The organism is Aeromonas sp. 603757, assembly GCF_049171255.1.
In the GTDB taxonomy this organism is placed as follows: Bacteria; Pseudomonadota; Gammaproteobacteria; order Enterobacterales; family Aeromonadaceae; genus Aeromonas; species Aeromonas veronii_A.
The window spans coordinates 353,771-379,806 of record NZ_JAAKOE010000002.1 but is presented as its reverse complement, the minus strand read 5'-3'; the positions used below and the strand labels follow the sequence as shown (position 1 = coordinate 379,806).

The 26,036-nt window shown below is 55.6% G+C and carries 17 protein-coding genes and 3 pseudogenes; 10 read left to right on the top strand and 10 right to left on the bottom strand.

From position 1 onward, the window contains the following. Position 1: 1 nt before the first annotated feature. Positions 2 to 976 (bottom strand): DmsE family decaheme c-type cytochrome, encoded by a 975-nt coding sequence (locus tag G5332_RS03515; RefSeq protein ID WP_227342431.1) that lies wholly within the window; start codon positions 974 to 976, stop codon positions 2 to 4. 55 nt (positions 977 to 1,031) lie between these two features. Continuing rightward, entirely contained in the window at positions 1,032 to 3,116 is a 2,085-nt protein-coding gene (locus G5332_RS03510) for an OmcA/MtrC family decaheme c-type cytochrome (RefSeq protein ID WP_421311116.1), read from the bottom strand. Positions 3,117 to 3,362: 246 nt separating this feature from the next. Here G5332_RS03510 and pdsA point away from each other — a divergent pair, with 246 nt between their 5' ends. From pdsA to nrfD, 4 genes are all read left to right on the top strand, one after another. Next, entirely contained in the window at positions 3,363 to 3,974 is a 612-nt protein-coding gene (gene pdsA, locus G5332_RS03505) for a periplasmic diheme shuttle PdsA (protein WP_216953317.1), read from the top strand. 153 nt (positions 3,975 to 4,127) lie between these two features. Next, positions 4,128 to 4,748: a cytochrome c nitrite reductase pentaheme subunit gene (gene nrfB, locus G5332_RS03500; protein WP_421311115.1), complete on the top strand. Its 621-nt coding sequence runs from the start codon at positions 4,128 to 4,130 to the stop codon at positions 4,746 to 4,748. Then, entirely contained in the window at positions 4,745 to 5,413 is a 669-nt protein-coding gene (netC, locus tag G5332_RS03495) for an Nrf-like electron transfer protein NetC (protein ID WP_323912211.1), read from the top strand. Before nrfB ends, netC begins: the two co-directional genes overlap by 4 nt. Before the next feature lie 69 nt (positions 5,414 to 5,482). Further along, the gene (gene nrfD / locus G5332_RS03490) at positions 5,483 to 6,436 is read left to right on the top strand and encodes a cytochrome c nitrite reductase subunit NrfD (protein ID WP_421311114.1); all 954 of its coding nucleotides are present in this window, start codon (positions 5,483 to 5,485) and stop codon (positions 6,434 to 6,436) included. A gap of 177 nt (positions 6,437 to 6,613) precedes the next feature. Here the strand turns inward: nrfD and G5332_RS03485 are convergent, their stop codons facing one another. From G5332_RS03485 to G5332_RS03470, 4 genes are all read right to left on the bottom strand, one after another. After that, positions 6,614 to 10,048 carry an ImpA family metalloprotease gene (locus G5332_RS03485; RefSeq protein ID WP_421311113.1) on the bottom strand — a complete coding sequence of 1,145 codons (3,435 nt, stop codon included), beginning with the start codon at positions 10,046 to 10,048 and terminating at the stop codon, positions 6,614 to 6,616. 297 nt (positions 10,049 to 10,345) lie between these two features. Next, a complete protein-coding gene (gene lpxH / locus G5332_RS03480) occupies positions 10,346 to 11,101 on the bottom strand; it encodes a UDP-2,3-diacylglucosamine diphosphatase (protein ID WP_421171937.1) in 756 nt (251 codons plus the stop codon). Further along, positions 11,098 to 11,895, bottom strand: coding sequence for a DUF4269 domain-containing protein (locus G5332_RS03475; protein WP_421171936.1), 798 nt, complete (start codon positions 11,893 to 11,895; stop codon positions 11,098 to 11,100). The genes lpxH and G5332_RS03475 overlap by 4 nt, the downstream gene beginning before the upstream one ends. Continuing rightward, a complete protein-coding gene (locus G5332_RS03470) occupies positions 11,885 to 12,382 on the bottom strand; it encodes a peptidylprolyl isomerase (RefSeq protein WP_005337417.1) in 498 nt (165 codons plus the stop codon). The genes G5332_RS03475 and G5332_RS03470 overlap by 11 nt, the downstream gene beginning before the upstream one ends. 212 nt (positions 12,383 to 12,594) lie before the next feature. Here G5332_RS03470 and cysS point away from each other — a divergent pair, with 212 nt between their 5' ends. Both cysS and G5332_RS03460 read left to right on the top strand, forming a co-directional pair. Beyond that, positions 12,595 to 13,971: a cysteine--tRNA ligase gene (cysS, locus tag G5332_RS03465; protein WP_201946039.1), complete on the top strand. Its 1,377-nt coding sequence runs from the start codon at positions 12,595 to 12,597 to the stop codon at positions 13,969 to 13,971. 118 nt (positions 13,972 to 14,089) lie between these two features. After that, positions 14,090 to 14,731: a hypothetical protein gene (locus G5332_RS03460; RefSeq protein WP_421311112.1), complete on the top strand. Its 642-nt coding sequence runs from the start codon at positions 14,090 to 14,092 to the stop codon at positions 14,729 to 14,731. A 257-nt stretch (positions 14,732 to 14,988) separates the two neighbouring features. On the opposite strand, the gene drt4 is transcribed toward G5332_RS03460, so the two are convergent. Further along, on the bottom strand, positions 14,989 to 16,617 hold the full coding sequence (gene drt4, locus G5332_RS03455; RefSeq protein ID WP_421171933.1) for an antiviral reverse transcriptase Drt4: 1,629 nt from the start codon (positions 16,615 to 16,617) through the stop codon (positions 14,989 to 14,991). A gap of 1,069 nt (positions 16,618 to 17,686) precedes the next feature. On the opposite strand from drt4, the gene G5332_RS03450 reads away from it, so the two are divergent. Together G5332_RS03450 and G5332_RS03445 are read left to right on the top strand one after the other, a co-directional pair. Next, positions 17,687 to 19,042: an 8-oxoguanine deaminase gene (locus tag G5332_RS03450; protein ID WP_421171932.1), complete on the top strand. Its 1,356-nt coding sequence runs from the start codon at positions 17,687 to 17,689 to the stop codon at positions 19,040 to 19,042. Between the two features lie 176 nt (positions 19,043 to 19,218). Beyond that, positions 19,219 to 19,853, top strand: a pseudogene (locus tag G5332_RS03445) (integrase core domain-containing protein); the annotation flags it as partial. 63 nt (positions 19,854 to 19,916) lie between these two features. On the opposite strand, the gene G5332_RS03440 reads toward G5332_RS03445, so the two are convergent. From G5332_RS03440 to G5332_RS03430, 3 genes and pseudogenes are all read right to left on the bottom strand, one after another. Continuing rightward, positions 19,917 to 21,095 (bottom strand): acyltransferase family protein, encoded by a 1,179-nt coding sequence (locus G5332_RS03440; RefSeq protein ID WP_216953306.1) that lies wholly within the window; start codon positions 21,093 to 21,095, stop codon positions 19,917 to 19,919. Positions 21,096 to 21,315: 220 nt separating this feature from the next. After that, positions 21,316 to 22,167: pseudogene (locus G5332_RS03435) on the bottom strand (IS5 family transposase); the annotation flags it as partial. A gap of 93 nt (positions 22,168 to 22,260) precedes the next feature. Continuing rightward, positions 22,261 to 22,996: pseudogene (locus G5332_RS03430) on the bottom strand (IS3 family transposase); the annotation flags it as partial. A gap of 655 nt (positions 22,997 to 23,651) precedes the next feature. On the opposite strand from G5332_RS03430, the gene G5332_RS03425 reads away from it, so the two are divergent. Continuing rightward, positions 23,652 to 24,671: a Fic family protein gene (locus G5332_RS03425; protein WP_421311111.1), complete on the top strand. Its 1,020-nt coding sequence runs from the start codon at positions 23,652 to 23,654 to the stop codon at positions 24,669 to 24,671. Between the two features lie 403 nt (positions 24,672 to 25,074). After that, complete coding sequence (locus G5332_RS03420; protein WP_421171930.1) at positions 25,075 to 25,857, top strand: nuclease-related domain-containing protein; 783 nt, start codon at positions 25,075 to 25,077, stop codon at positions 25,855 to 25,857. Positions 25,858 to 26,036 lie beyond the last annotated feature (179 nt).

Here is a 26,036-nt window from a genome sequence, read left to right as displayed (position 1 = left end):
CTCAACGTCGCAGGGACTGCCCATTCGGATGGTTGGTCCCGTGGATCTGGTTATGACAGTTCAGGCAACTGCCGCCGCGCACCTTGAGATCCCCCTCGGGGATGGACACGTTGGCATGGGGGGCGCTGTGACACTCCTGACACAACTGGGGCACGCGCTTGTTGAGCAGCGCCTGATTGATGGAACCGTGGGGGCTGTGGCATAGAGAGCAATCCTCGGTCACCGGTTCGTGCTCCCACAGGAAGGGGCCCCGCTTCTCGGCATGGCACTCGTAACAGCTCTCGTTGACGGTTGGCTGTTTCAGGCTGGCCTCATTTTGTGACTGATGCGGGTTGTGGCAGCTGGAGCAGGGCATTTCGCCATTCAGGATGGGATGACTGGTGCGCTTGTGCAGATCCGATTTCTCTGCGGCATGGCAGCTGGTGCAGGTCTCGACCTGTTTCTTGCTGTCCATCACCGGATCCTTGGCCTGGTGCAATGTGTGGCAGCTGGTACAGGAGAGATCCTCGACCGCATGAACACTGGCATGCCAGCCCATCCGGTTGGTATCGGTATGACAGGAGAGACAGACACTGTTCTGCTTCTCGACCGGCACAGGTGAATCGGGACCAAAGGTGATCATCGGCTCCCGTTTCTCTCCTTTGCGAGGATTGCGCGTGTGGTTGCCTGCCGGACCATGACAAGCTTCACACTGCCGGTCGGCCATGGGGCCATTCTGGTTGCCCAGATTGCCGTGCACACTGTGGAATATGCCGGTCGCGGGTTTGCGTGAATCTGAATCGTGGCACTTGAGGCAGGTATCAGCTCCCTTCGGGGAGTATTTTCCCTGGTCAAATTTCTTGTCCAGAGCCGATTCAATCTGGAGTCGCGGATCTGCATCGCCAGCGGGTTGCGCGGCATCGCTCTTGGCCCAGGCTGACAGGCAGCTCAGGGCCAGCATGCCAGCCAATAACCACTGCGTGATGGTCTTTTTCATCTTGTTTCCTTCAACGGCGAAGGGCCAGGGGTTACCCCCTGACCGCAGGATTTCATCAACGGAAGTCGTAGACCTTGTGAACCTTGTCGACACCCTGCTCCTGCCCGACGGCATGGCAAGAGGCACACTGTTCAACACCGGTTGCGGCTTCGATCGTCTCTGTACCAAAGACGGCGCCGTTATTCTTCATGTGGGTAGCCCACTCATCCCCTGCCACCGGGCTATCCGGCTTGACCAACCCCAGCGGTGATTTGAGGTGGCAGCTGGAGCAGACCACCAGCACCGGGCTGAAGTATTTGGGCTGTTTGTTGTCAGCCGTGGTGGCGACCAGAGAGGGGCGCGCGTTCTGCTGGTTGGGCAGGTTGTATTGCCCCTGGGTATGACAGGACTCGCAGTTGCTGATATCGCCCGGGAAGGTAGCACTTCCCCCATGTTTGGCGCCCAGCGCGTGGAAGGAGTGGACGTGATATTTCAGGTCCCCCGGCACCCCCGCATAGAACGAGGTACGGGTCGCGTTGTGGCAACTGGTGCACTGGCTCATATCCTTGGCCGCATGATTGCTCATGTGGACTGCCAGATCCTTGTGACAACTGTTGCAGGAAGCGAGATCCGCACCGGCCTTGAGCAGATAGCTGCTGTCGATGCCCCCTTCGGCACGGAAGTAGGCGTTGACCGGATTGATGGCGATCAGGGAGAGTGCGCTGGCAGTGCTGCTGCAAGGCAGCAGATCCCCTGCGGCAAACGCCCCGTTGCGATCGGCTTTACGCGCCACACAGACTCTCAGATCGGCGATGGTCGCGGCCAGGGTGCCGTTGACCTCGTTGCCTGTCTCTTTGCTGCACAGGAAGCGACCTGTGCCCTGGCTGACACACTTGCTGAACTCGATCTTGTTGCCAGTGGCGAAAGTCTGCGGGTTGGTGGTGGCCAGCTCGAATCCCTGGCCCTGATCCCAATTGACCAGAATGGCCGGATTGCCATCTTTGACATATTTCAGCACGTCATTAACGCTCTCGGCCGGCGTACCGTCGACGGTGACGGTCAGTTCGATCTCGATATTGGGAGCGGCATAGCGAACGTCATCGAACGTGAACTGCAGCTTGTCGCGTCCAATCGCCTCGTTGGCCATGTAACCCAGGTGGACCATGTAGGGGGACTTGCTGCTGGCCGGATCAGCGCCATGGCACTGGGTGCAGACTGCGCCACTGTTTATCTTGCCAGTGATGTGAGCATCAAAACCTGTGGAGCTGGTTGAATCGGCATGACAGGCACCACACGCTTTTTCCTGGGCATGTTGCCAGTTACCGGCATTGAGGGTGGCTGGCGTGGCGTCCTTGTGACAGGTATCGCAGTTGCGCGAGTCTTGCGGGAAGTGGCTGACCGTCTTGGTATCCGTACTATCCAGATTGCCATGGTACTTGTGCACTATGGTCGTCAGAGAGCGGCGGGTAGCAATGGCCGGATTGCTCTCGTTGTGACAGGTGACACAGAGTTTGGGGTCAGCGCGATCCGCGTGTTTGATCGCTTGCTTCATGTGACAACTGTTACAACTGCTCTGATCCACGATATCCCGGGTCAAAGCGGCGCGCGTCCCAGCCGGCACCCAGTCCAGCACATAGTTGGTGACGGGGACATTGTTACTGCCACCAAAAAAGATACCCACACGATGAGTCGCCGTTTCATCCCAACTAATCACGCCATTGTTGCTCTGTGAATCAGCAGGATAGGGATCCGGCACTGTGGTGGGGTTAATAGCAAAGGTGTAGCGATATTGCCCATTGCCCAGTGACTCCAGCTTGCCGCTGTTTTCACTGGTGGCTTTGCCGGAACGGTAGATAAAACTCTTCCAGATGGCCGGGTCTTCACGTGTGGCATCGCGGCCGGGGATCACCTTGTTGAGGGTGAATGAGGGGATCGTAGCGCCCAGGTCGTAACCCGAGCCCTGTTTGTCCGTCACGTTGAACTGTACCGAGAGCTGACCATCCGGGGTGAGAACCGGTGTCGACGCCGAGATAATCAGAGATCCAGGGGTTCCTGGAGGAGGGGTGGGTGGCTCACTCTTGTCACTGCCATCCCCCCCGCCACCACAGGCCGAGAGGGTGAGCACCATTGCAGCTGCCACCAGCGCTTTCCAGTATTTCATCTTGTTTATCCTTTTTTATCGGATTTTTTATTTCATGTATGAGCTGTCTCAGAAAAGTCCCAAAAACATGCAACATTGAAGCCTTTTGAGCCCCACCTTGGTCAAAAACCATTTCCCCCCGAATTATAAGGTTTATGTGGCTCTCGACGTTGACAGAAGTCTCAAAAGCGGGACTAAGCCCACTTTTTCGAATAAAAAAACGGTATAAGCTGTCTTTTGCGATTTTTATGTCAAGAGGAGTGCAAAATGAAGCGAAGCATGAAATGGGAAGTGGTGGGGTTATCTCTGTTGATTGGTTCAATTGGGCCAGCCTTTGCCGGGGTCGACGAGATGGCCAAAACATGTAACGCATGTCACGGTAATCAGGGGATCAGCTCACATACAGATATTCCGACAATCGCCGGAATAGCAGAATCTAATCTTGCGGAGCAGATGCGAAGCTACCTAGATGGCCGCCCTGCTAAGACCGTTAATCATGTCACCGGTGACACCAGCAAACAGGGAAACATGACCGACATTGTTAAGGGTCTTAGCGACGATCAGATCGACGAATTGGCAGCTTACTATGCCGAACTGCCCTACCAGCCGATGAAGCAGCCGTTCGATGCCGCACTGGCCAAAGCAGGACAAAAACTGCATGAAGAGTCTGGTTGCAAGAAGTGTCACTCCGAAGGTGGCTCCGTTGCCGACGATGAAGCCTCCATCCTCTCCGGTCAGCCAAAAGGTTACATACTGATGGCCCTGCAAGAGTTCAAGGCCGGCAAGCGCAGCAATGACGAGAAGATGAATAACGCCATCATTGCCATGAGTGATGCCGATCTCCAGGCGTTGGCCGAGTACTACGCCAGCCAGCAATAACCAAAGCGGTCAGGTTTATCCATTGATCAAGCCCCCACTCTGTCGTGGGTGGGGGACTCTTGCCCGTTTCTGGCATTTTGGGAGGTATTTGTCGCTCTTTTTCTTGTCAGGGGGTGGATAACGCCGCTGAACCTCTTTGATCCGGAGTCCAGTATGAAAAAAATAATGCAGTGGGCCTTGCTTGCCACGATCTGTCTGGGTGCAAGCGAGTTTGCCCTCGCAGCGACCGCCGTCGAACCAGCGTCTGCTGCCGTCAGCACTGTGGCCGATAGCAGTGCCGCCGATGCACTGGCCGCACGCCAGGCCAAAGCCGCGAAGAAAGCCGCAGCCGAGAAAAAAGCGGCCGCCCGTTTCGCCAAGTGTGACAAGTGCCACGACGGAAACGAGGGGATGCATGGCAAGCATGCCAGCGTCACCAACCCCAATACCAATGAAGCGGTGACCTGTACCAACTGTCACGGCAACCCGTCAGCCCAGCACCGCAAACAGCGTGGCGGCATTGTCGACGTGATGCGCTTTGGCGACGATGCCTTCCCGCTCAGCCAGCAAAACGGCGTCTGCATGAGCTGCCATGAGCCCGATGATCTGCGCAAGGCGCTGTGGGCTCACGACGTGCATGCGACTCGCGTGACCTGCACCAGCTGCCATCAGTTGCACCCGGCCAAAGAGCCCATGGTCGGCATCCCCGAGAAGGCCCGCATCAAGCTGTGCGTCGACTGCCACAGCAAGCAGCATGAGGCCAGGCAGCAAGCCGCGGCCAAGGAGGGCACATGAGCACGACCCGTCGCGAGTTTATGGTGGGGATGAGTGCCAGCGCCTTGATCCTGATGACGGGGTCGCCCCGCGCCCTGGCCAACAGCATGACCATCGGGGGGGTGCGCTACGGCATGATCCACGATGAGACAGCCTGCATCGGTTGTACCGCCTGCATGGATGCCTGCCGGGAAGTCAATCAGGTGCCACAAGGGGTAGCCCGCCTGCAGATCCTGCGCTCCGGCCCTGTGGGTGAATATCCGGATCAGGAGTACCGGTTTTTCCGCAAGTCCTGCCAGCACTGTGATAACGCCCCCTGTGTGCATGTCTGCCCGACGGGTGCATCCCATATCCGGGCCGAGGATGGCATCGTCGACATTAACCCCGATCTCTGTGTCGGCTGCCGCTACTGTCTGGCGGCCTGCCCTTATCAGGTACGCTTTATCAACCCGGTCACCCGCATTGCCGACAAGTGCGACTTTTGCCGCAAAACCAATCTGGCCAACGGCAAGCAACCCGCCTGTGTCGAAGCCTGCCCTACCAAGGCGCTGGTGTTCGGCAATCTGGATGATCCTCACAGCCCGATCGCCAGACGGCTGGTTCATGAAACCACCTATCGCTACAAACAGTTCCTCGGTACCTCGCCCAAGATGTATCGGGTACCAAAAGGGGAGATAAAATCATGAGTCCACATAACCCGCATCATGGCGGTATCCCTCTGCAGATGGTGAGTAGCGAAACGGGAGGTGTGTACCATGTGGCATAACGCATTTCACTTCGACTCACTGGTCTGGGATGGTCCCATCGCCATCTACCTCTTTCTGCTGGGGATCTCCGCCGGTTCAGTCACCCTCTCGGTGCTGTTGCGCCAGCGCGGGGCCGGCAGCGAGAACGGCATCATCAGGGCGACCGCCATTCTGGCCCCGCTCAGCGTGATACTGGGGCTGCTGATCCTCATCTTCCACCTGGCTCGTCCCTGGACCTTCTGGAAGCTGATGTTCCACTATCAGTTCGATTCCGTGATGTCGATGGGGGTCATGCTGTTTCAGGTCTATATGACGGTGTTGTTTGCCTGGCTGGCGGTGGTCTTCAGAGCCGAGATCGAGGGGTTGCGGCGACACCTGCTGGCGGACAGGTTCGCCTTCATCGATACCCTGATAGGCAAGTTGGCACAGCTTGAGCGACTGCTTACTCCCCTGTTGTTGTTGCTGGCCGTACTGCTGGGGGCCTATACCGGCTTCCTGCTCTCGGCGCTCAAGACCTACCCCATGCTCAACAACCCGATCCTGCCGGCGCTGTTTCTGGTATCCGGTATCAGCTCGGGGGTAGCCTCCACCATCTTGCTGGCGGTGACTCTGTTCAAGGAGAGCAGCCATAGCAAGGGGGTGAGCTTTGTGCACCGCTTCGAGCGTCCCATGGTGGCTATCGAGATCTTCTTGCTGGTCTGCTTCTTCACCGGCCTCTACTTCGGTGGCGGCCAGCGGGAGGCAGCGATGTGGGCGGCCATAGGCGGCGGCTTCTGGTCGCAGGTCTTCTGGTTTGGCGTGATTGGCATAGGCATCCTGCTTCCCCAACTGTTGGGGCTGTTCAGCTCGCCAGCTCGCCAGCACCAGCACTCCCACCTGGTGCTGGTCTGCAGCCTGAGCCTGGTGGGGATCTTGCTGCTGCGCTACTTCATCCTCTATGCCGGTCAGATGACGGTGCTGTAACATGGCTGCGTGGATGGGCCAGAGATGTGTTTAGTCCTTACACAGGCTTACACATTTTCGGCTCGTTCTTCTCCACGCAGACTCCCCAACCTTCTCGGCATCCACCATGGGGCCAAAGGCCGGATAAACAACAAGCGCCCAGCCGGGCGCTTGTTGTGGTTATCGTGATGACCGGATTCAGGGTGTTGGGCAAGCGCTTGGCGAGCCACTGTTGCGGGGCCAGAGGGTGGATCCGTCGCTTTCAGAGAGCGGCAGGAATGTGACGCCTTCGCTCATGTTGGCTGGGGGAAGGTCATCCTCCAGCACATACATCCCCATCGGCAGGCTGCCATAACGCTGGTTGGCCTGCACCTGAGCGACCGCGAGGCTTGAGTAACGCAGGCCGAGCAGATCGAAATGATTGCGCCAGTCCCAACCGGTGAGCCGACTGAGTGCAACCAGCATAAAGTCATTGCCCGGTATGTCGCGCACCCGTTTGCCGCCATAGACCGCATGCCCCGAGTAGGGGAACAGGCTAAAGCCGAGCCTATCCTTGCTGGCATTCCACTGCACTTCACTGTCGGCTGCCGCGCCGAAGATCCGTGAATGCTGATAGAGCAGGGTGAAGAGAGTGAAGCCATCGTTCAGCCGGGTGCCATCAGTCAGGAGCATACGGTGGGCGCGTAATGCCATCTGGATATAAAACGCCATGCGATAGCCGTTGTGGACGGCGTAGGCATTGCTCTTCCAGGGGGCTTCGTAGCGACTCTCGCCGGTATCGAGCACCTTGCAGTTGGCCCCGAGCACGACGCGGTTGCCACTCCTGTCCCGTACCTGCGCCGCATCAGACATGAACACATAGAAGAGATCCTTGTGATTCATGTGTCCATCCTTGATGGGCGCCGTGTTGCCATCTCTCAGATAATGGGCGCGCCACTTCACCACATAAGGGAAGATGTTGTTGGAGTTTTCCCCCGCCCGGCTGCCGTAGCCACTCCAGTTGTCGGCATCGTCTGCCGCAGCGTACTGCACGTTCAACCGGTTGGTCTGTAGGTTGTGGCCCAGTTCGTGATTGTCGAGCCAGCCGGTCGGGCTGATGCTGCCGGAAGAGTCCCACGGGTTGCCACTGCAACCGCTGCCGCAATGGGCATTCTGGTCATAGTTGGCATGCTGGATGATGGTGCGGGTATGGAGCGATTCATCGAGACACCCCTCCCCCAACAGTGCCACGCAGGCGTTTTTAACATCCGCAGGCAGCGACTCATCGAGCCCCTTGCCCTGAATTTTCAGGCCCGCCAGGGTGTAGACACCATTGATGTGATCCCGGGCGATGCTGTCGAGCAGGGCATTGGTGTCGGGGATGACGCCACCCACCGCCTTGGTGAAGCGATCCCGGCGCAGATGCTGTTCGGCGCCATCGGCCCGCAGATCGATATGGGGCAGCTCGGTTTGTTCCAGCCGCTCGTTGAACTCTCGTATCTGCTGCTCATCACTGAAATCCATGATGGCCGGATGACGGGTGACGCCCGTGGCGCTCACCTGGACGGCCAGCGATGCAGCCGCCCCTTCCAGATAGAGGTAGATAGGGCCGCCATAGGGCGAGGTGAAGGTGACACTGCCCCCCTTGGCCAAGATCAGCCGCCCGGTGGCCAGCTCCAGCGGGGCTCGATAGATCTTCTGCTCATAGGCGCGATTGGTATTGGGCCTGTGGTAGTTGAGTCGGACGGTAGCGGACACATCGGCGTTATCGGTGCGTCTCAGGGTGATGGTTTGTCCCGGCAGGGCATACCAGCCGGTGGTGGTCCACTGCCCGCTGTAGGGAACCGCAATGCGCCGACTGTCGGTGAGCGTTGCGGGATAGGCGTAGTGAGCCGCTTGTCTCTTCACCACCTTGTTGCGATCGGTGACGTACTCCCCCAGATCGGGCTGGGCCGGGGTACGGGTGCGGGCATAGCTCACCAGCCAGTCGGCAAACATCGCCTGCTGCCAGGATTGATGCTCATCCCAGGCAATCGGGTAGTCGATGGCGGCACGGTATTTGTCGGCCAGCAGCAGGGTGGCGGGCAACAGTGTCACGCCGTCACGGGCAAAGGGACTGATCCCGGCCTTGTCGAGGGTGATGGCCCCATTTCTCAGCCAGTCGGCACCCAGCTTGAACTGCTGGTTGAAGCTCTCCGAGCCACCGCAATTGATAAAGTTGCCGCCGCAGCTATCGAGCCACTGGGTAGTGAAGTTGCGATCCAGAAGGTTGCCAAGCAGGGTATCGACCGCCATCAGCTGGGCGTCGGGTGCCATGATGGTGTTCACTGCCAGATCGCTGGCTCTGAGTTTTGACCAGTAGTTGCCCCAGGTAACCAGCCCCATATCGAGATAGAGGGGGCTTAGCAGCGGGCTGGCATCGCGCCGATAGTTGGAGAGCAGCAGCGGGATCCCGGCCGCTTTGGCCTTGGCAATCCCCTGTGCGATCCCCTGATACCCCAGCCCCTGGCGGTCGATATCGCTGATCACGATAAGCTCCGGCGCCATGGTATCGATGCAGTCACTCAACGCCTGATAATCGCAGGTATTGGCCGGGTTGATGCTGTGCTTGTCGGGATAGATCGCCTTGAGCCAGTCCCGCACGCCTTCGTTATGGGGAAAATACCAGCTATCGGTGCGGCTTGGCATCTGGGCGGTGAGGATGCGCAGGCCATCGCTATCCTTGCCCCGGGTCAGCCAACCAATCAGCCCCTTGAGCAGCGCCTCGCTCTGCGCTGTGCGGTCAACGGAAAACAGGTTCGCCCCCATGGCTGCCTGACGGTAATCGGCTTGCTCTGAGACCATCACCAGCCCCCGGATCTCGCTCTCCCCCTTGCCATTGATGTTGGAGGGGAGCAGGGTCACCGTGCTCTCCGGTTGGAAGCTGGAAAAGGTGATGGAGTCGTGGCTCGGGTTCCAGCTGATCTGTGCCATTCCGTGATAGAGGCTGCGAACCAGCTCAGTGCGGTGCGTCTCACTGTCGGCAATCGCCGCACGGGCATGGGCGATCAGGGATTGCTCGCTGGCAAGGGTATGATCTTCCCGGGCAATCGCATTGGCGGCATCGCTGATAAAGCGAGCCGAGATCTGACAATCGGCGCGCATGGGTGCTGTGGTATAGGTGTTGCCCGTCAGTGTGCCCTCACATCCTGCGATCTGCGCCAGCACGAAGCCACTCTCGGGCTGCACGGTGAAACGGCCCTGTTCACCGGCGTTCAGACGCAGGGCGTCGGGGCTGAGTGCGCCCCCCTGAGAAGCTTGGGTGGTGGCGTTGAAATAGACGGCGGCACTCTCCTGCGTGAAGCTGGCCGAGATCTGGCAATCGCTGCTCATGGGGCCAGTGGTATAGGTGAGGCCGTCCAGGGTGCCATCACATCCGCTTATCCCGGTCAGGAGGTAACCGCTGTCAGCCTGTACCGAGAAGCGCCCCTGTTCACCCGCCGCCAACCGCAGGCTGGTGGGGTTCAACTGTCCGCCCGCGCTGCTCTGGCTGGATGCCTCGAAATAGTTGGGGGTGACAGGGGGGCGGATAGGGGTCTCTTCCTGTTCGCCATCACCGCCGCCACAGCCTGTGATCAACAGCGCCAGTAAGGGAGTGAGAACCGTCTTTTTCATTGTCTGATACGTTCCTTGTGTTACGACGGGTAGGGGAGTCGGTAGTCTAATGAGCTGCCTTGCTTATTTCAACGCTGATTGAATGGTCATTTTGCTTTATTTTCAGCATCTTGGATGTTTTTTTGGCCGGCTTTTGCCGTATTTGGTGTTGCTGGTGCAGCAGAACCGATAGGGATGGGGCGAGCCCCCCATCAGCACAGGCCATACCAGCCTGAGCTCACCGTAATGAGTCGCTTCACCGGGTTAACAGGGGATGCTGGGCCGCAGGTTTTGCCTGCAACCCTCGCAGGGGGGATGTCAGACGGATGGGTGAGCGGCGGGGCCGATCGTTGCCAGCGCCCGCATTTCCAGCCGCTGCTCGCCGGGGCGGCAGATCAGCACCGAGCCTTGCTCGAACCAGTCTCCCAGCACGATGCGGCGGGCATGCTGGCCGTCCAGGGTGAAGTCGTGGATGGCGGGTCTGTGGGTGTGGCCGTGGATCATCATCCGGCAGTCGTGGGCGCGCAGGGTGTCGTCCACCGCCGCGGGCGTCACATCCATGATGATCTGGCTCTTGTGGGCATTCTCCATCTGGCTTTGGCCGCGCATCTTGCTGGCGATGGCCTGACGGCGGGCAAGCGGCAGTCGCAAAAAGAGCCAGCGCAGCCATTTGAGCTGGGTGATACGACGAAACTTCTGATACCCCAGATCCAGGGTGCAGAGCAGATCGCCGTGGCTCAGCACCACCCGCTCCCCATAGAGGTCGATCACACAGGGGTCCCCCAGCAGGGTCATCCCCGCGCGCTTGGCAAACTGCTGGCCCAGCAGAAAGTCACGGTTGCCGTGGATAAAGTAGATGGGCACGTTCTGCTGGCTCAGGGCCAAAAAGGCATCGGCCATCTGTTGATGGAGCGGATTGGGGTCATCATCGCCAATCCAGAATTCGAAGAGATCCCCCAGCACATAGAGGGCATCGGCGCCGGGGGCGTCGTGCTCGAGAAAGCGCACCAGTGCCGCGGTCATATCGGGCCGCTGGGCAGAGAGGTGAATGTCACTGATAAAGAGGGTGCTCATGATGTGGGGATCGGGCTCTCGGTCGAAACAGGGCAAACAGGGGTGGCAGAGATAGTAGACACAACAGGGGACGGATCGTGTGCTGCGGGCGCCATCGCGCTAGTTGAGGTATGGATATCGTCACGGGATGGCGGCTGCCATGCCAGCTCGGCCAGATTGCATCCCTCCAGCGTCAGCAGCGCTTCATAAGGATCGCCCTCCAGCCCCAGCAACCGGCACATGGCCGCCTCCCCTTTTAGTCCCTCTTCAAGGCGCAGACGTAGCACGTCACGGTAGAAGGCATCACCAAAACGCTCTAGCAGGGCCGCCATCAAGGTGAGGTGGCGCCAGCCGTTCTGCATCTCGATGGGAGCTGGGGTGACATAGAGCTCCAGTAGCCAGCAGGCATCGCTCTTGTAGCAATCGCTATCGATACTCTTCTGCTCGAGGCAGGAAAAGGTGCGCTCCAGCAGCCAGACATTGTCGCCTTTGTCGCTCGCCTGCCAGCCTTGCTCTGCAAAAGTAGCGGCAAACTCGGCGGGATCTGGATGCTGGCAGAGGATATCGAGATCGCTGCCCGGCCGATCCAGGCCGATGGCGAGCGTGCTCACCAGTGCCATATCGGCGCACTGCGCGGCCAGCTCATCCCACACACCGGCGGTGAGCAGGGCATGGGCCGAGCGCTGGCGCGGGTTGCCGTGGGCCAGATAGTCGAGGCGGCGCCAGTTTGGGCTGGCAGTGGAGGAGGCAGATGGAAAAACTGCGGCCGGGGCCGCAGTTTTGTCAGTGCCGAGTCGGCAGAGATCAGTCAGCAAGGGTCACCTTGGTGATCACCACGTCTTCTACCGGCACGTCCTGGTGGATGCGGCCGTAGTTACCGGTCTTGACGCCCTTGATCTTGTTGACCACGTCCATACCGGCAGTCACTTCACCGAATACGCAGTAGCCGAAACCCTGGGTGGTAGCGGATTTGAAGTCGAGGAAGTCGTTGTTGTTCACGTTGATGAAGAACTGGGCGCTGGCAGAGTGCGGCTCCATGGTGCGGGCCATGGCGATGGTGCCGATCTTGTTGGAGAGACCGTTGGCCGCTTCGTTCTTGATGGGAGCGCGAGTGTCTTTCTCTTCAAAGCCCGGGGCATAGCCGCCGCCCTGGATCATGAAGCCGTCGATGACGCGGTGGAAAATGGTGTTGTCGTAGTGACCGTCACGGCAGTATTGCAGGAAGTTGGCCACGGTTTCCGGGGCTTTTTCAGCGTTCAGGGTGAGGGTGATGTCGCCGTGATTGGTGTGCAGAGTGACCATGATATGTCCTTTCATTTGATGCGGGCGACCAAGTGCCCGCAGGTGTATGGCATAAAGTGGTGGCAATTCTAGCCCATCAGGGGCTGGCGGCATAGTCTCTCTGGCGCCGTAACCGTGCTGGCAGGCGGGATTGGCCACGTTTTCTGCCTCGTTTTCTGCCCCTGAACGGGGTATTATGACCAACCATTTTACTCACAGGCAGTGGTTAGAAGATGCTGAAGATATACAACACACTCACTCGTCAAAAAGAAGAATTCAAACCTATCCACCCGGGCAAGGTGGGCATGTATGTGTGTGGTGTAACCATCTACGATCACTGTCATATCGGCCACGGCCGCACCTTCGTCGCCTTTGATGTGGTCGCTCGCTACCTGCGTTACGCCGGTTACGACCTTACCTACGTGCGCAACATCACCGACGTGGATGACAAGATCATCAAGCGTGCCGCTGAAACCCGCGTCACCTGCGACGAGCTGACCGAGCGTCTGATTGGCGACATGCACGCCGACTTCGACGCCCTCGGCATGGTGCGCCCGGATATCGAACCGCGTGCCACCCAGCACATCGAAGAGATCATCGAGCTGGTGCAATCCCTGCTGGATAAAGAGCACGCCTATGTGGCCGATAACGGCGACGTTATGTTTATCGTCGAATCCTACGCCGACTACGGCAAGCTCTCCGGTCAGGATCTGGAGCAACTGCAAGCCGGTGCCCGCGTTGACGTGGTCGATGCCAAGCGCAACCCGCTCGACTTCGTGCTGTGGAAGATGTCCAAACCGGGCGAGCCGACCTGGGAAAGCCCCTGGGGCCCGGGCCGTCCTGGCTGGCACATCGAGTGCTCCGCCATGAACTCCAAGCACCTTGGCAACCACTTCGACATCCACGGCGGCGGCTCCGATCTGCAGTTCCCGCACCACGAGAACGAGATCGCCCAGTCCTGCTGCGCCCACGGTGGCGACTACGTCAACACCTGGATGCACAGCGGCATGGTGATGGTGGATAAAGAGAAGATGTCCAAATCCCTTGGCAACTTCTTCACCATTCGCGACGTCTTGGCTCACTACGACGCCGAAACCGTCCGTTACTTCCTGATGTCTGGCCACTACCGCAGCCAGCTCAACTACTCGGAAGATAACCTGAAGCAAGCCCGCGCCGCGCTGGAGCGGATGTACACCGCCCTGCGCGATCTGCCGGTCGCCGCTGCTGCCGGTGGTGACGAGCAGGTAGCGCGCTTCAAGGAGGCGATGGACGACGACTTCAACACCCCGGAAGCCTACTCCGCCCTGTTCGATCTGGTGCGCGAGATCAACCGCCAGAAGGGTGAAGACATGGCCGTTGCCGCTGCGCTGGGCGCCCGTCTGCGCGAGCTGGGCGCCGTGCTCGGCATCCTGCAGCAAGACCCCGAGGCTTTCTTGAAGGGTGACGAAGCGGACGAAGAGGTTGCCGAGATCGAGCGCCTGATCGCCGAGCGCAATCAGGCCCGTGCCGACAAGAACTGGGCCGCGGCCGATGCCGCCCGCAACCGTCTCACCGAGATGGGCATCGTGCTGGAAGACAGCGCCGGCAAGACCAGCTGGCGCCGTGCCTAAGGGCCGCCGGTTGACGATCTGACGCAGAGCGCAGCCCTTGGGCTGCGCTCTTTTTTTCAGGGCCCGGCGCTTTGTTCAAGGCGCGGCCCATGCAAGTGAACATAAGGAAGATGGCACCATGAAGATATCCAGCTGGCCCGTGCTGGCACTGGCCCTCTCTGCGGCGGCCCTGATCGCCCCGGCCCATGCGGGCACCACCACCAGCGGCAAACTCGATCCAGCCGCCAGTGCCCGCGCCAAGGCCAAGGTGGCCCAGTTTCTCGACTGGGAGCGCCAAGTCAAACCGAGCGGCCTCTATCAGAGCGATCTCGGCGGCACGCTGCCCACTATCGTCTCCCCCGAGCTGCTCTGCCTGCTCAATGCCGCCTCCAAGGCGCGCGAAATAGCCACTCGCGAGGCCCCCGACGAGAAGCCCCCCTTTGTCGAGGGCAACCCCTTCCTGCCCAACGCCTGGGATAACCTGCTGGGCTCGGAGATCCTCTCCTCGCGCGCCATCGCCGGCAGCCGGGATCGCAGCGAGGTCAAGGTGCGTTTCACCTTTGGCGAGCCGGGCACCCCGCTTGACGCCCCCAGCGGCACCTACCGTTTTGTCAGCACCTATCTGGTACTGGACGGGCCGCAAGGCGCCCGCATCACCGATATCGACGCTGGCGGCAGCTGCGACTTCTGCCAATCCGGCAGCCTGCGCGCCGCCCTCTATGAGACGCTCACCGCCTATCCCGCCGCAGGGGGAGAGCAGTGCAAGGGGTTGGGGAAATAGGGTTTTGGTTGGAATAGAAGCGTGTTTGGGGAATGTAAATAAAAACCGCAGCTCAAGGCTGCGGTTTTTTTGGGGGTGAAAATACCATTCTCGATGGTGTTTCGCCGCTGCAAGCGCTGCTTGGCAAGTGATTTTTTGAAGCCAAACAGAATTAGCCAACGGTAAATATTTTGTTGGTTCCGTTCTAATCTTTAGTGCCTATCACACGTAGGTACTGAATAGATAAATGTGAAATCTATGATTGAGGGGGTAAATAATTAAAACTCAACAGGTGTGTTTGAAAAAATATCTTTGAGCTGTTCAGCTTGTATCTCTCTGAGAATTTCATCACATTTTTCTTCATGTTTAGTTTTAGAGTTTCTAGGTATGAAATTTACGTTATGTTGTTTTAAAGTCTTAAAGACAGCATTTTCCTCTATTTCTTGGTAGGGTGCATCAATTATTCCCTTGTAATACATTTGATATAGTAATAGCCAATAGTTATCTTTAGTGTATATATCTGACGATACTATTTCGTTTGTAAAGTCAATAATTTTATTGTTGTGTTCATTTTGCTCTAACAATAGAGATAATGCGGCACAGTCTTGGCTTTTTATAATTTTATCTGCAGTTGATTCATCGCATGTTAAATTATGTTTCAACATTATGTGCAATGGCCAGCACATACCATCTGACCGTCTTGAAAGTGCATTGATATCGATTATCTTATTCAGTTGCTCTAGTATCTGTTCAGCAGGATAATTTGTTAGGTCAATGATTCTATCAATTAAGGGTACTAAAACGGGGTAGTGCCAAGATAAATTTATAACAGAATCCAGTAAGTTGATTGCAGCATAATCATCAATGTGATTAAGAATGATGCTTATGGCATATTTCAACACGCTACCATCAGGCGTTGTTTTATTTAAACGAATCGCTTGATTTATGAATGTCAACGTTTCTGATGTTGTTAATTTATTTTCACCGTCATGTTCATTGGCCAATCTGCTAGGGAGGAATGAAATTAATGTTAATATCCACTCATCTTCTGTTGGCGCTGGTAATGTCTCAATCCATGTTTTCTTTAAGTTTAGGGTGAGTTTGTAGATAGATAAGTAATTTTCTAGATCCAAGATGAAGTCATTAGCATGTTCATTTGTATCACAATAGCATGTGTAGTCATCGATATACCTTATGAAGTGATATCCTTTTCGATTTAGCGCTTCATCTACGGATTGTAAAATAACCTCTACCAAGATACTGGATGTGGCAGGGCCAATTGGTATACCTTGTGTTTCATTTCTTTTGGTTCTTCTTTGATGAAAATCTAAATCTTCAGGCCAAGATTTTTTCTCGTTTTCTTTGAGTCGTCTTTTAGATTCTTCAACACCAACAATGGCCCATGGAATTGCATGTGTGTATATACTGTGAAAACAATTGCTAATATCTGCATGTACTCTAAAACGCTTTGTAAACTCAGCGCATAGGGCTCGTCTAATTTTTTCTGATGGATCGTCGTAATTCATGACAAGTAGGCGCTTTTCATTGTGATGAAAAGTTGGTTTTATTTGGCTGCAATGGTTTTTTGTTATTTTTCTTATTTCATCCCAGTTCTCGTGAATACAGCTTGCAAGATGTGAGTAAGCTTTTGGATGAATAATTCCAAGTAATCTAGGAATGTTATTGAATCTTGTTGAGCGATACTCTGTAAGACTATACCCTAAAGTTTTTCTTACTTTTGCTGCTTGTAATTTAACGAGGGATGTCAGGACTTCTGGAGTAAACTGTCTCGAGTCAAATGATGGAGGTAGTTCACTTAACCCTAATCGTTGATTCGGGAAGTAATTGTATCTAGAAAGAGCTTCAATAAGTAATCTTTTTTCTTCTTGGCCACCTTCAATAAACATATTGAATTTCCTGTATAAATAAGGGACGTAGGTTCGATTAGCGAAGCGTAATCGGACGTTCGAGAAATAAGGTGTTATTACGGTAAAATACTCACTATCGGGCCTTCAATATAAAACCACTGTTCGATAAGCGTGGGTACCGTTCGTTGTTGTACTCACCATGATTTTTTTCACCTATGCAACCATGTCGATGGCGCTTGTTGCATAGGTGCGACAATCTGCTCTCGCCATGGGATGGGCGAGGGGGTGGCTGTGAGACAACAACCCGCCCGATCTTTGCCCCGAATAGGTTGGGGGGTGTTACAGCGGTGCAATGCGCTGCGCTTGTTGCACCCTACGCCTGTTAACTGGCCTCGGCACTGCGGGTTGGCTGTTGCCCCCTGTTGTTCGCCGGGGTGAGCCCGTTTGGCCATTACCGTAGGGTGCAATGAACGAAGTGAATTGCACCTCTATTCGACGCGGGTTTGCTTGCAGCGTCAGGCTTTGTGGATTGCGCCATGGGCTTCACCTGCAAGGGGTGCGGTTAGCACGGACGATTACGCTTCGCTAATCGACCCTACCGACCCTGCTGGCGAAGTCATGCCAACGGGGTTGGCGACCCCTCACCCTAACCCTCTCCCGCAGGGGAGAGGGGACGGTTACCTTGGCGCAGGGGCGGGAGACCGGCTGGTCTCCGTTAAGGACGCTACCGCCCCTGACTGTCGCTGCCACATTGCGCCGTTGACCTTGGTTTGGGAAAAGGGGCCAACAGGCGCCGCCAAATATCTTACGGATTCATTGAGCGCTTAACTATGGCGACCATCACGCAACTATCAGAAACCAGAGGTTTTTTTGCGCTGGCACAAGCTTTTGTTAATCACTGGTTGATTAATTGCGGGGTAAACCTTGTGTGGATGGTCGCCTTGGGTAATCCGTCGCTATCACCTTGATTCAAAACGGCGATCACAGACTTTTTGCGCCGTATGTCTAGACTGGGTTGGCCGCGGTCGCTGACCGCCGCCTCTGGATCAGCAGACAGGGTATAACTGAGCTGGCTCACCCCTATGTGTCACTGATGGAGGAGTCGGCCATGTCCGCTACCCGTATCTGGATTAAAAACCCCCTTGCCACCTTTACCCCCGAAACGGTCGATGGCCGCGGCGGGCTGGTGATTGAAAACGGTCTGATAAGCGAGGTGCTGGCGGCAGGCCAACAGCCTGCCCGACCGTGCGAACAGCTGTTCGATGCTCGCGACCATGTGGTGCTGCCGGGCCTTATCAATACCCACCACCACTTCTACCAGACCCTGACCCGCGCCTGGGGGCCGGTGGTCAATCAGCCGCTCTTCCCTTGGCTCAAGACTCTCTATCCGGTCTGGGCCAGATTGACGCCCGACGCTCTGGCGCTGGCGAGCAAGGTGGCGATGGCGGAGCTGCTGCTCTCGGGTTGCACCACGGCGGCCGATCACCACTACCTCTTCCCGCGCGGGATGGAGGAGTCCATCGATATTCAGGTGGCGGCGGTGCGTGAGCTGGGGATGCGCGCCATGCTGACCCGTGGCTCCATGAGCCTTGGCGAAGATGAGGGGGGCTTGCCGCCGCGCCACACGGTGCAGGGGCAGCAGCAGATCCTCGATGACAGTCTGCGGCTGGTGCGCCAGTATCACGAGCGCGGCGCCGGGGCGCAGATCCAGATTGCGCTGGCCCCTTGCTCCCCCTTCTCGGTGACCGAGGAGATCATGGTGGAAAGCGCCAGACTCGCGGCCGAGCTCGATGTGCGGCTGCACACCCATCTGGCGGAGACGCTGGATGAGGAGGCGTTCTGCCTTGCACGCTTTGGCCTGCGCACCGTCGATTATCTCGAAAAGGTGGGCTGGCTTGGCGATCGCACTTGGCTGGCCCACGGCATCCACTTCAATCCGGACGAGATTGCGCGGCTGGGGGCGGCGGGCACCGGGGTGTGCCACTGTCCGGTCTCCAATATGCGGCTCGCCTCCGGCATCTGCCCGACCCTGGATCTGGAGGCGGCCGGTGCGCCGGTGGGGCTAGGGGTGGATGGCTCGGCCTCTAACGATGCCTCGAACCTGATGCAGGAGGCCCGTCAGGCGCTCTATCTGCAGCGGCTGCGCTACGGCGCCGAGCGCATCACTCCGCGCAAGGTGCTGGAGTGGGCGACCGTAGGCTCGGCCCGGCTGCTCGGGCGCGGCGATCTCGGTGAGCTGCTGCCCGGCAAGCAGGCAGATCTGGCGCTGTTCAAGCTCGACGACCTGCGCTTTAGCGGCAGTCACGATCCCATCGCGGCCCTCATCTTGTGCGGCGCCGAGCGGGCCGATCGGGTGATGGTGGGTGGCAAGTGGCGGGTGGTGGATGGCGCCATCGAGGGGCTGGATATCGAGCAGCTTATCGCCCGTCACAAGGTGGCCGCCGCGGCGCTGGTGCATGGCTAGCCGACTCTGGTGCCACTCCCTGGCTGTATGGAGTTGGTATTCACCTGACAGTTGTCCACAAAAGGGAGTGGTCATATGGCTTCAAACCGGATAACAAAACAGTGCCCCCTACTGTGTTATCTGGAGTCACCGTAGACCTGCAACGAGAAAAACTCAGCCTGCCAGAGCTCGCCAAAGAGCTCAATGACGAGTAACTTCGCCTGTTCGAGCGTCTCAGCCCAGAGTTTCGAGAACGTCAGATTGAGGTCCACTACACCGGAGAACTGGTGGCTGTCGACACCTTCTTCGTCGGCGCGATCCAAGGGGTTGGCAGGTGTATCTGCAAACCGTGCTGGACTGCTACAGCCGCCACGCCTGGGGACGGCTCTACACCAGCAAGCTGCCGGTGACCTCGGTCTATGTGCTCAATGAAACGGTACAGTCGTTTTTCGAGGCCCACGAGGCACGGGTCTATACCATCCTGTCGGATAACGGGCGCGAGTTCTGTGGGCGCCCAGACCATCATCCCTACGAGCTGTTCCTGCAACTGGAGGGGATTGAGCACCGGACAACCAAGGTACGCAGGCCGCAGAGCAACGGCTTTATCGAACGGCTGCATCGCACACTGCTGGATGAACACTTCCGTATCAAGGGGAGGACGACCTGGTATGAGTCGGTAGAGCAGATGCAGACAGACCTGGGTAGCTACCTGGCGCACTACAACACCCAGCGGCCGCATCAGGGCAGGATGATGGAGGGACTGACGCCCTACAGCATGTTCAAGAAGGGTCTGAAATTGCTACCGAAGGAAGTGCGCTCTAAAGTAGCGTAAACAAGACACCGGCTTGAGGCCGGTGTCAGGTGATAACTAGATCTGTACAGCAGCTTAATAGACTTAATTTAAATGACTAACGGCCACTTCATTATTAACTCTACAGTCATTTTTTTTGATAATAAAGTAGCCAGCCAATTTTTTACCAACTCGTTGGGATGGCTTTTCCACTAGCTTATGTAAAACCCAAGATAAAAATATGCACCCACCAGTCACAATCAACAGTGAAACCCAAGCTTTCATGCCAAGATCGAGTAAGATTCTAAGCGCTACATAGCCAGCGACACCATGTATCACATAAAGTGGGTAGCTTATATCTGCCAGGAAATCGAAGAACTTGTTTGACCTGAAAAAATCCTGATACGTAAATGCAAAAATGAAGGTCAGCAATGCAAATGCATAGCTCCATGCTACCGTTATTCCGGCAGCTGCGGGGCCAATATACCATTGCAAACAGAAAAGGCAAAAAATCACTCCAATTAAAAGATATGCTTTGTCTCTTTCAATACGACCACGTTGGACATAGTGAAACACCACCCCAATGAACATATATATAATATATTGCGACACTGTCATAAAGGTCATTGCCAATTGCCACAACCTTGCATCCGTATTACCCCAACCGGGAATATACTTATTAATAACAATCGATGCTATGAAGATAAATATCGGGGCTAAAAAAACCATGGTTGATTGCTTTCGAAATAGCACAATCAATAACGCACAGACAAAATAAAACTTCATTTCTATCTCTAGCGTCCACACTATTCCATCAATACCTCTTGACCATAAGACATCTCTAATACCAGGTATGTAATGAATCAATACCTCTTGAGTAGTGAATGGCCACTCCCTTGAAAAATAATGTGAGCTAATTAAAATGGCAACCAACGTAATACTAAAACCTACAATATATGTTGGCACAATTCGCAGCATTCGATTGATAGTAAAACCAAACCAACTTGTTTTTTGCAAAGAAAATGGAATTACGAAGCCACTAATGATAAAAAATAATGCTACACCATATGCCCCCCAATTAAATAATGAAAATGCGTTTAATAATGAAACATAAATAGGAATTGCATGCGTTTCAAAGGGAAGCATTGGCGCATTTGTTAACACCTCTACAGCTGCACGGCTTGACCAAAAAACGCCATAGTAATGTGAAATAACTACAGCTAATGCAGCAAAGCCTCTTAGAGTGTTTGCGAAATCAATCCTATTGCTTTTCTGGTTTTGCATATGGTTGACGTAGATAGTGAAAGATTGACAAATTGTAACATGAACTCAAGCACAGTCTGTAGTGGTCAACTAAATCCGGACTCTTGATTAGGCGGATCCTCGGCTTTTGCTGGCGTGACCCCGTAATTGTGTTGATGTGGATGCCGCCAGTTGTAGTAATCGGCGTTGTTGCCCAAATCCCCCAGCAAGTCATGACTTCCCCAGCCCCTGGTGACCGCAACACTCGGGGTTTTCTGACAGGTAGACCCAGGGTATTGAGTTTGTTTATGGCGCTTACATACGCCATGACTTCTCCCACTTGGCCGTTTAGTTACGCAGACTGATTTTCCCCGCCAACAACTGCTTGAACCGATACATCACCGTCTCGGCCAGCGAGCGACGGTGATACCCCGATATCTTCTTCCAGTCCGCTAGCCCTTCCTTGCGCATCACAACACAGCATCATTTCTCGGGTGTCCCTTTTCCATAACGCCGTGCTTTCGCTAGTCAGGATACAGGCTGTCGCCCCCTGTGCGCTAGATAAGCTGATGGCTGGCTTTACTGTCGTCGGCGCCATCCGCATAAACATGTCCCAGCGAGACTTCCGCCGCCACGATATCGTGGCTCACCGGATCTACCGCCAGATGCAACTTGCGCCACACTCGCCGTTTTTCGGCGCAGTGTTTGCTGACCTTTCACTCACCTTCACCAAACACCTTCAGCCCGGTTGAGTCGATAACCAAGTCGGTAACGCGTCCCCTTGGGGGGAGCGATAAGCCACTTTCACCATACGGGCTCGCTTGCAGACACAGCTATAGTCCGGTGCGCACAACGCCAGATTCCTCAACTCGAGCAGGGAGTCGAGTAGTCCCCGAGTGGCCCGCGGGGTGAAGTTGAAAATTCCCTTGAGCATCAGGAAGGTACAGATGGTCTGGTTGGTGTAGAACTGGCTGCGGCCTTGCCGTCCGTGATAGTCGTGGTGAAACCAGTTGCTCATGGCCTCGGCATCAACCCAGAAGGTGGGTGAACCACGGTGAATCAAAGACTTGTTGTATTTAGGCCAGTTGGTGATGGGGTGCAGCGAAATGCCCATGATGCAAACTTGAAGAGGATGGTGATGAGCAGATCACCGAGTCCTCAGCTAGTTCCATTCAAGCTGCATCGATTTGGGCAACAACGCCTAGCAATCCATCAGGTAATAGCTGATATCCAGCTTCGCTTCCCGCAGGTTCAGGTATCCCGTTGCTGGGAGCCACTGTGACTTCAAGCTTCTGAACAGCAACTCCATCGGGACGTTATCCCAGCAGTTACCACCATGATTCATGCTCCAGGCCATGCGATAGCGCCACTGTCGTTGCCGAAATGCCCGACTGCCCTATTGGCTGCCCTGGTCGGAGTGAAACAGCACACCCTGATTGACAAGCCCGCTGCTGATAGGGCATCTCCAGAGCTTTGATGGCCAGATCTACATCAGGCTTACCAGAGATCGTCCAGCCCACAACTCGCTGGGTATGCAGGTCGAGCATCACAGCCAGATAATGCCAACTAGCCCCTGCCCAAACCTAGGTGATATAGCCACACCTGATTGAGTTGCTGGACATCAAATTTGCGGGCCAGCAGATCGGGAATATCCGGTCGTGCAGACCGGGCACCTTATAACGGTGTGCGCCCGGCTGTTTGGATGCCAACCCGGATTCCTTCATCAGGTTACGGACTTTGAATCGGCCAATCTGATACCCCAGCGTTCGCATCATCGACATCAAGGCGCGACTGCCTGCGGAATCCCGGCTCTCTTTGAACAAACGGCGCAACTAACGGCACTGTTGCATGCACTCACGGTTAATTACTCTCCTACGAACCAGATAATCATAAAAACAGAACGAGGGAGCATCGCAAGCGCAGCAGACCAAAGTGATGAGGGCTTTCCTCCAAGTCCTGTCAGGGATATCTAACGGGCTAAATGATCTGAGAGTAGTAACCAAAGCGAAAACAGGGACCGTAGAGCAGGACGGAGCCTCTCAGACCACCAGTCAGAGAACATTAGGCACCACGCAGCGCTTTCATGGCCATGAATACCCGGTTGGAGAATGGAATAACTTACCGGGTAAGGAGTGGTGGAAGTAAGCGGCCATACCCTGCCCCACGAGGTAAATCCCTCGGCTATATACAGACCCCTATAAAAGCCTGCCTTCAGCAGGCTTTGTTGTTATGAAGCAGTGGACTCGACACAATCGCTGTCGCCATTTTGGCGCCATTTAGGAAAAAGAAAAAGGCCACTATTTCTAGTGGCCTTTCGTAACTCTTTGATTTTAATGGTGCCCGAGGCCGGAATCGAACCGGCACGACGCGAACGTCGAGGGATTATAAATCAAGGAGCTTCGTTTGCATCTCATTGCATGAAATAGCAAGTAGATGGAGCGAGTAACACCGCAAGTTCGCAACAAATCGCACTCCGTCATAGAACATCGCATACCGCTTATCACAGAATTCGCAAAGATACGCCGCCGTGTTGGTCTTGCCCCCGATCTGATAATCTCTGAGCCTTCGCATTTGCAATCGTTTCAGTCGGAGTCCCCCATGGCAGCCTATTCCCCTCCCTTCACCCTGACCCACGCCATGTTGAGCCGGGTGGCGGAGATCGCAGAATTGGTGGGGCAATGGCGCTCGACGCAGAGCTCGCAAGTCCCCATGCTGCGCCGGGAAAACCGGATCCGCACCATCCAGGCATCCCTAGCTATCGAGCACAACACCCTGAGCCTGGATCAAGTCACGGCAGTGATCGACGGCAAACCTGTACTGGGATTGCCCCGTGAGATCCAGGAGGTGCGCAATGCGTTTGCCGCATATGAAGCAATGTCGGCTTGGGCCCCTACCTCTTCTGCGGATTTGCTCAGGGCCCATGGACGTTTGATGCACGGGTTATGCGATGACGCAGGGCAATGGCGTAGCAGTGGGGTCGGCATCTATCGAGGTGAGCAATTAGTGCATATGGCTCCCCCCGCGACTCAGGTTCCGTGTCTGATGGAACAACTGATGCAATGGTTGGCAGAAACAGAGGCCCATCCCTTGATCGCCTCTTGTGCCTTGCACTACGAGTTGGAGTTTATCCACCCCTTTTCAGATGGAAATGGTCGTATGGGACACTTGTGGCAAACGGTGATCTTGAGCCGTTGGCAACCAGTGATGGCCTTCCTGCCGGTGGAAGCGATCATCAAAGAGCGCCAAGAGCACGACTACCACCAATTAAGTCAGGCCGACAGGCTGAGTGACTGCACCGATTTTATTCTGTTTCTGCTAGAGGCGCTGCGAGATGCGTTGGCCGAAGCGATTACCGCACAGCCGACATCTCAGCCCACCCCGCCAGAAAAAGTGAAGGTAGAAACGCCGGTAGAAATGAAGGTAGAAATGCGGGCAAAAACACCGGATGCAGTGTTGGCGATCTTAGCGAGCGAGCATGCCCTGACCCTGACACAAGTAGCCGAGCGAATAGGCAAATCGACCAGCACGGTGGAGCGAGCAGCTGCTGCATTGGTTAAAGCGGGGCGATTGCGCTTTGTTGGTCCGCGCAAGGGTGGGCATTGGGAAGTGTTGTCATAGGACTGCTTGCTAAGGCCACCGAGTGAGTTGCTACAGCCGCCCAGCTTCCGGGTCGCATCAGTAAACATATAACCAGCCAAGTAAACCCAAGCGCAACGAACCCCATTTGCGCACAAAGGAGGCGCAGTAACTCTCTGTTTTATCTCACTAACACCACAAGGTGTAAGATCTCCATTGGGGATAATCAGATACTGTGATACTTACCCCACATCCCAATGGATAGACTCCTATAGGTCAGCTAACCTGACCTCACCACATTCCCCAAAAGACGCATGAAATGGAACTCTCGTCGCTCGCGGTATCTGTTCTGGCAACTTCTGGCTTGTTCTTGGGCCCGATATTCTTATCAGTTGGGATCATCTTGCTAATAAGAAAGAGGCTTCGCTCACATAGGGTCAGCCCGTTGACCGCCGACCTGCTCAGGCCAGCGGGTCACACCCTGCAACAGCAAATCCAAGACCTACAGATAGACCTCTTTTCCCAAATGCTATTCACGCCATTGACCATGATGATGATCGGGTTCTACCTCTTGTTACAGAGCTACATCGATAAGAAGGCTATGAGCACGACTGTGATGCTGATTTCCGGGGTAGTCATGCTGGGTCTCTTTATCTATGGCACAACCAAAACTTACAAAATGGCCAACAAGGTTCAACACCTCAAGCTGGGTTACTCCTGTGAACTGGCAGTGGGTCAGGAGCTGGACCAAATCGTTAGGCCCCAACAGCACCCCTATCGGGTTTACCACGATATCCCGTTTGATGGCTTCAATATCGACCATTTGATCATCTGCCCTAACGGGGTCTTTGTCATCGAGACTAAGGGTCGCTCCAAACCCATCAACAATGGAGAAAAACAGTTCAAGGTTCGGGTCGAAAATGATGCGCTTCACTTCCCAAACCATGTTGAAAAAGCGCCGCTCGAACAGGTCCGCCGTAACGTCACCACTGTGCGTAACTGGCTCAACAGTGCAACTGGGACCGAAGTCCCGGTAGGTGGCGTTCTGGTTCTACCTGGCTGGTTTGTAGATTTACGCCAGAAGATCACCTTCCCCTACATCGTCAGTGCCGCTGCACTCCCCAAGCAACTCCCCCAATTTAGGGCAGGCTCACTAGAACTGGCTCAGATTCAGGCCATAGCGCACCAAGTAGAGCAAAAAGTACGGGACGTTGCCAAGGCTGGCTAAGAGACCTTCATTGCCGACTGATACGCCATCAGTCAGCAAACTTATCCCTCCCCCCCTTGAATGCCCCTCAGTTTGAAGCTCTTGGGGTATAGAGAAATACAGGGGGATTCGCAGCGATGAATTTGAAGCCACCCATTGCGGGTAAAAAGCCAGCGGCGCTATTGTACTAATTCTTTTTT

Bases quoted from the DNA above. Each gene is read 5' to 3' on its own strand.
- nrfD (WP_421311114.1), top strand. From the start codon at position 5,483: ATGTGGCATAACGCATTTCACTTCGACTCACTGGTCTGGGATGGTCCC.
- cysS (WP_201946039.1), top strand. From the start codon at position 12,595: ATGCTGAAGATATACAACACACTCACTCGTCAAAAAGAAGAATTCAAA.
- G5332_RS03425 (WP_421311111.1), top strand. From the start codon at position 23,652: ATGGCAGCCTATTCCCCTCCCTTCACCCTGACCCACGCCATGTTGAGC.
- G5332_RS03510 (WP_421311116.1), bottom strand. From the start codon at position 3,116: ATGAAATACTGGAAAGCGCTGGTGGCAGCTGCAATGGTGCTCACCCTC.
- G5332_RS03460 (WP_421311112.1), top strand. From the start codon at position 14,090: ATGAAGATATCCAGCTGGCCCGTGCTGGCACTGGCCCTCTCTGCGGCG.
- lpxH (WP_421171937.1), bottom strand. From the start codon at position 11,101: ATGAGCACCCTCTTTATCAGTGACATTCACCTCTCTGCCCAGCGGCCC.
- pdsA (WP_216953317.1), top strand. From the start codon at position 3,363: ATGAAGCGAAGCATGAAATGGGAAGTGGTGGGGTTATCTCTGTTGATT.
- netC (WP_323912211.1), top strand. From the start codon at position 4,745: ATGAGCACGACCCGTCGCGAGTTTATGGTGGGGATGAGTGCCAGCGCC.
- G5332_RS03440 (WP_216953306.1), bottom strand. From the start codon at position 21,095: ATGCAAAACCAGAAAAGCAATAGGATTGATTTCGCAAACACTCTAAGA.
- G5332_RS03470 (WP_005337417.1), bottom strand. From the start codon at position 12,382: ATGGTCACTCTGCACACCAATCACGGCGACATCACCCTCACCCTGAAC.
- G5332_RS03450 (WP_421171932.1), top strand. From the start codon at position 17,687: ATGTCCGCTACCCGTATCTGGATTAAAAACCCCCTTGCCACCTTTACC.
- G5332_RS03485 (WP_421311113.1), bottom strand. From the start codon at position 10,048: ATGAAAAAGACGGTTCTCACTCCCTTACTGGCGCTGTTGATCACAGGC.
- nrfB (WP_421311115.1), top strand. From the start codon at position 4,128: ATGAAAAAAATAATGCAGTGGGCCTTGCTTGCCACGATCTGTCTGGGT.
- G5332_RS03515 (WP_227342431.1), bottom strand. From the start codon at position 976: ATGAAAAAGACCATCACGCAGTGGTTATTGGCTGGCATGCTGGCCCTG.
- drt4 (WP_421171933.1), bottom strand. From the start codon at position 16,617: ATGTTTATTGAAGGTGGCCAAGAAGAAAAAAGATTACTTATTGAAGCT.